This is a genomic window from Rhizobium altiplani, from assembly GCF_001542405.1.
In the GTDB taxonomy this organism is placed as follows: domain Bacteria; phylum Pseudomonadota; class Alphaproteobacteria; order Rhizobiales; family Rhizobiaceae; genus Rhizobium; species Rhizobium altiplani.
Map to the genome: position 1 here is coordinate 1 of NZ_LNCD01000035.1, position 4839 is coordinate 4839.

A 4839-nucleotide genomic window follows, 5' to 3' on the forward strand; every position below is an offset into this window, starting at 1 on the left:
CGCGCAGCCCGCCGGCGAAAGCCAGATGCAGCATGGCTCGATCGCGAATGCCTGATAATGTCCGCCGATCCGGTGCATTGAGCAGCGCTTGCACTTCGGTACGCGAAAGCGAAGCCACGAGGGCCTCGTCAATCTTCTTCATCGGAATGGCGTGAACCCGAAGGGCCTGATCCAGCACTGCGGGTACGCGATGCTCGAGATAGCGGAAGAAGGACTTCACGGCAGCCAGCCTGGCGTTGCGCGAACGGGCCTTGTTGCCACGCGTCTCTTCGATGTGTTCGAGAAAGGCGAGGATCATCGGTACGTCGATATCTTCGATCTGCAGCAGACAAGGTCGCTTGCTCAACCGTCGCGCGGCGAACGTCACCAGCAGCTGGAAGCTATAGGCATAGGCATCGCAAGTGTGAACGCTTGCGCGTCGTTCCCGGGGAAGATGTTCGCGCAGGAACGCGGTGAGGTGCTGGGCAAGCTGGGTCATGCCGTCACTCCTCGATGCAATGTCTCGCCGGCTGCAGACATATGCGCCATCAACTCGTGCGTTGCCTGAAGATACCAGTAAGTATCGGTCACATGGGCGTGCCCCAAATAGGTGCTGAGGGCGGTGATATGCCGCGCCACCGCCTGGGAATCGTGCGCACAGCGTTCGAGAGAGCGAACGGCGAACGTGTGGCGAAGATCGTGGATCCGCGGCCCTCGCGATCCTGGAGCGCCTCGCAAGCCGATCGATCGACTGATCTGCAGGAAGACCGTAATTACTGTCGGATAAGCGAGCGGCGTTCCCTGATGCGAAATGAAAAGCGCGTCGCTCTGACTTGCTGCCTTCAGGCGGGTTGCGAGATATCGGTCCAAGGCGCGTCGGGTCGTCGGGTGGAGCGGCACCAACCGGCTCTTCTTGAACTTGGTCTGGGCAATGATCAGCCCGTCGTTGGTCACGTCCGGCAATCGAATGGCGATCGCCTCCGAAGCACGCATGCCGGTCGCGGCAATCAGCCCGAACATCGTGGCGTAGGTGAGCGATCGGATTGAACCGTCGGGGCCAAGTCGCTGAGCGGCGTCGATCAGCCGTCGGATCTCCCCGGGACTATAGATATAGGGCGTGCGGCGCTTGCGACTGGCGCGGCCAAAAAGATCAGCGGAGGGAACTTCATGGCGGGGATCTTCGGCATGCAGCGAGAGCGCGAAGCGACGTACCGCCAATAGGCGGTTCCGACGTTGTTCGGGTGAAGGCGCCTGTAGCGCCCACTCGTGCACGGTTGCCGTCGTTATGACATGCTCACCGCGATGCTCGGCAAAGGAGACGAAATTGCGCAGAAGAATGCCCGGGGTCCGAAACTTGAATCCCAGGGCTTGGTGCAGCGCCGCATGATCGGCGAGGAGCTGACTCAGCATGGCAGCTCTCCCGGCCAGGGCTGAGCAATCTGCTCCAGCATCGCTACATCGACCTTGGCGTAATGTGCGGTCATATCGAGCGAGCGGTGACGTAGCACCGTGCCAACAGCTTCGAGTGTGGCCCCCGAGCGTAGCATGGTGGTTGCCGCAGAGTGGCGCAGCAGGCACGCTCCGGTCGATGGGGGATCGGAAATGCCCGCACGCTTTAGCGCCAGTGCTACGATCGTAGAGATATGGCTGGACTGTGCAAATGACTGGTAGGGTGCAATCATTGTGAGAAAGACTGCCTCTTGATGCACGCGCGGCCGTTCCTGCTCGATGTACGCGAGAAGTGCATCACCGACGTCCTGCGGCAACGGCAGCCGAACTTGACGGCGCGCTTTGCCACTCAAGCGCAGCATACCAGACGTCCATTCGATATCGCTGAGCCTGAGTCCGGCCACATCCCCGGCCCGCAGCCCCAGGCGAGCCAGTAGGAGCAGGATTGCACGGTCCCGCAAACGCCCTCTGGTAAGTTGATCACAGGATGCAATGACGCGCTCGACATCGGCGGCTGCAAGATACCGCGGTAACGACGAAAGGCGCCATTGCAGGACCGGCGGAATGGCGTGATCGAGGTTGGGGCGGCACAAGCCGACACCCGCGAGGAAGCGAAGATAGCTGCGCAAGGCGCTCGTTATGGTCCTCAGGTTGGCCGGGCCGGTTCGCTCGCGCCACTCGCGGACAACGTTACGGACCCGGGCGGCATCATAGTCGAGAGTCGCCGTACCGAGCTCCGGTAACAGCTTATGCAGGTCGCGAAGGTGACGGACGATCGTGCGTTCCGACAGTCCCCGGTGGACGCGCAACCAGCTCTGATAGTCGACAAGCAGGGGATATGGCGACGTGACCTTCAAGGGTGGACGTGCGATACCGGCTTTTTGCAGGAAAACAACGAACCTCCCGGCGCGGCGCGAATATTTTGGTGAGATACGCAGCCACTGCCGCCCACCAGGACATCGACACCGATGTTCGGCAAAGCGACGAACGACATCGTCATCAATGACGTCGATCGAGATACCGGCGCTACCAAGCCAAGCCGCGAAATGACGAGCTGAGGACGTGTAGCCCTCAATGGTCAGCGGCGTATATCTCTGAGCGGCAAGCTCGGCCGCGAACCGTTCGATCCATGACGACAACGATCCTGGATCGAGGAACCTGTGATTACGATTATTGGCATCCATCTGTGCTCTCCTCACAACGTGAACCTCATCGTGAGGGAGCATAGTTATGTGGAGCGATTGCGCGTGCTCGATCTATCTAAGCATCTGTGAAGACGCCATAATCCATAGACCGGCAATGACAACTTCGCATAATCATGGTCGCCGCATAATTACGGAAGTCGACGGGTTTGGTGGCGATCATCACCTTTACCGCACCGGACGGACCGATCACGGCTGAGCCTTCAAGGCATGGATAACGGCGGCAATGGTTGCGCGGTCCGTACCCGATGCGATCCTGACGATCGCGCCACCGACTTCCAGCTCGATTGCCGCTATTGGACGAGAGCTTCTCGTTGTCGTCTTTCTCAGCGTTGGGGGTAGCTCTGCCGGACGATCAATTACCGCTGGCACAAACATAGGCAGTGCTTCTTGCTTCGCCTGACTTCGCACCTGCCGGCGCCAGGTAAACAATTGTCCGGGCGACAACCCATGCCGACGCGCAACAGCACTGACCGACATCTCGCCGCTATAACTCTCGGCGACAATGCGGTCCTTCTCTTCGTCGCTCCAGTCGCGGCGACGCCCTGTTCCAGTGAAAACTTCAATCCGTTGCAACGGCACATCTGCACTGGTGCCATGCGTAAACCCTGTAATCGTCATATGTCGAAGCCTCGTTCGACGACAACATCAACAATCACGCGCTGATCCGGAAGGTGGGGTCAAGACACCGCTCTGATGTCCGTTGTCAATGCTTTGGGCGCGAGAAACCGACCGCCCAACCGAACGCTGTTCATGATGATGATCGCGTATGGGTGGAGGCGGAACTGAAGGACGTCGGTGATCAAACTCTGATGCGCGGGTTGGCTACCGCATTCCCGATTGTGCGTCCGGGGCTGTTCCGATCTTACTACGGGCGTCGGTCAATTGCCGGCCACAAAGCGTCTGACGGGTGTTCCCCTGCCGTTGTCCCGCCTCCGCCCATGCGCGAGGTGCAAGTTCGCTTCGGCGACTTATGATTTGATCGCCTGCGCCTCCCTTGCAACAGCCCACATGAAGCCGGTCAGCTCGCGGGCAATGGCGGTGCAAACCACTGTCGTTCGCTTTCCCCGAGTGGCGAGCATTCGATATCGAGATGTCAGCCGGCTCTGAGCCTTCCATGCAATTTCTCGAACTTTCGATGGGGCTTGCTCCATGAGGTAGAGCTTTCTCGTGCCGACCTTCGGCGGATGCCGATAAGTCCAGGCGCTCTCGACCAGCATGTGCCGAACCCGACCGTTGCCGGCCTTGGTGATCCCACCCCGTCTGACCGTCTCACCCGTTGATCGCTCACCAGGGACCAGGCCGAGATAGCCCATCAGTTGGCGAGGGCTCTCAAATCGGCTTACGTCGCCGACCTCCGTGGCGAATGTCACGGCGACGATCAGATCGACCCCTCGCAGGGTCTGCAGCGCTCGAATGACCGGCGCCAGCGACCAGGTTGGGACGAACTCCTCGATCACCTTCTCCAGTCGTTCGACGCGCTCTTTCGAGACGCGCACCGCCTCGACCATTTCCTGCAACGCAATCTGATGCGCCGGATGATCGAACTGTTGCTCCTGCAGCCAGCGCAGGTAGCGCATCGTCCAGCCCTTCTTGCGTGGATAGATGCGACTGTGTTTGAGCATAAAGGCACTGATCTGTTGTCGGTGAACCCGCAATGTCTCGACAGCAGCAGCTCGAGCGCGAACGAGGTCGCGCATCGCCTCATGGCCCTCATCAGGAACCCACACTGCCGTGAGCTCGCCGGCCCTCAATAGCCGGGCGAGCGCGAGTGCATCTCGACGGTTCGTCTTTACTCTGTCGCCCGGCCTCCTGGGGATCAATGATGGAGCGACCACCACACATTCATGGCCAAGCGATCGGATAAGCCGATGCAGCCCGTATCCGGTCGGACCCGCCTCGTAGCAGAAATGAACTCGGTCAAACTTTGCTGCTATCCGCTGGATGATGCGGCGCATGCTGGTATCAGAGGCGTCAACCTCACCCCAAAAGCGGACCTCTCCCTCCCGGCCGGATTCAGCGATAGCAATCGCATTCTTTAATTTGGCGACATCGATTCCTATAAAAGCTTCTTTATAATCTGCCACGGCTCGTCCTCCTGTGATGAGGATCGGCTCGGCCTATCCGAGCAACCCTCGGAAGACCAGTGTAGGGCGAGCCACCTCAGGCACGAAGACGGACATACGGTCTTACGGTTTTCTCAACTTTT

The 4839-nt window shown here is 59.6% G+C and carries 5 protein-coding genes; all 5 read right to left on the minus strand.

The window, feature by feature from the left end; translation table 11 throughout:
- Positions 1–478: tyrosine-type recombinase/integrase (locus AS026_RS07405; RefSeq protein ID WP_160330092.1), on the minus strand; the 478-nt coding region annotated here is incomplete at its 3' end.
- A complete protein-coding gene (locus AS026_RS07410) occupies positions 475–1389 on the minus strand; it encodes a tyrosine-type recombinase/integrase (protein WP_028749685.1) in 915 nt (304 codons plus the stop codon). The genes AS026_RS07410 and AS026_RS07405, both read right to left, overlap by 4 nt.
- On the minus strand, positions 1383–2612 hold the full coding sequence (locus AS026_RS07415; protein ID WP_028749684.1) for a tyrosine-type recombinase/integrase: 1230 nt from the start codon (positions 2610–2612) through the stop codon (positions 1383–1385). The genes AS026_RS07410 and AS026_RS07415 overlap by 7 nt, the downstream gene beginning before the upstream one ends.
- Before the next feature lie 207 nt (positions 2613–2819).
- Complete coding sequence (tnpA, locus tag AS026_RS07420; RefSeq protein ID WP_062369226.1) at positions 2820–3251, minus strand: IS66-like element accessory protein TnpA; 432 nt, start codon at positions 3249–3251, stop codon at positions 2820–2822.
- Between the two features lie 350 nt (positions 3252–3601).
- The gene (locus AS026_RS07425; protein ID WP_028748939.1) at positions 3602–4717 is read right to left on the minus strand and encodes an IS110 family RNA-guided transposase; all 1116 of its coding nucleotides are present in this window, start codon (positions 4715–4717) and stop codon (positions 3602–3604) included.
- Positions 4718–4839 lie beyond the last annotated feature (122 nt).

Excerpts from the sequence above, each read along its gene's own strand:
- AS026_RS07410 (WP_028749685.1), bottom strand. The coding sequence starts at position 1,389 with ATGCTGAGTCAGCTCCTCGCCGATCATGCGGCGCTGCACCAAGCCCTG.
- AS026_RS07415 (WP_028749684.1), bottom strand. The coding sequence starts at position 2,612 with ATGGATGCCAATAATCGTAATCACAGGTTCCTCGATCCAGGATCGTTG.
- tnpA (WP_062369226.1), bottom strand. The coding sequence starts at position 3,251 with ATGACGATTACAGGGTTTACGCATGGCACCAGTGCAGATGTGCCGTTG.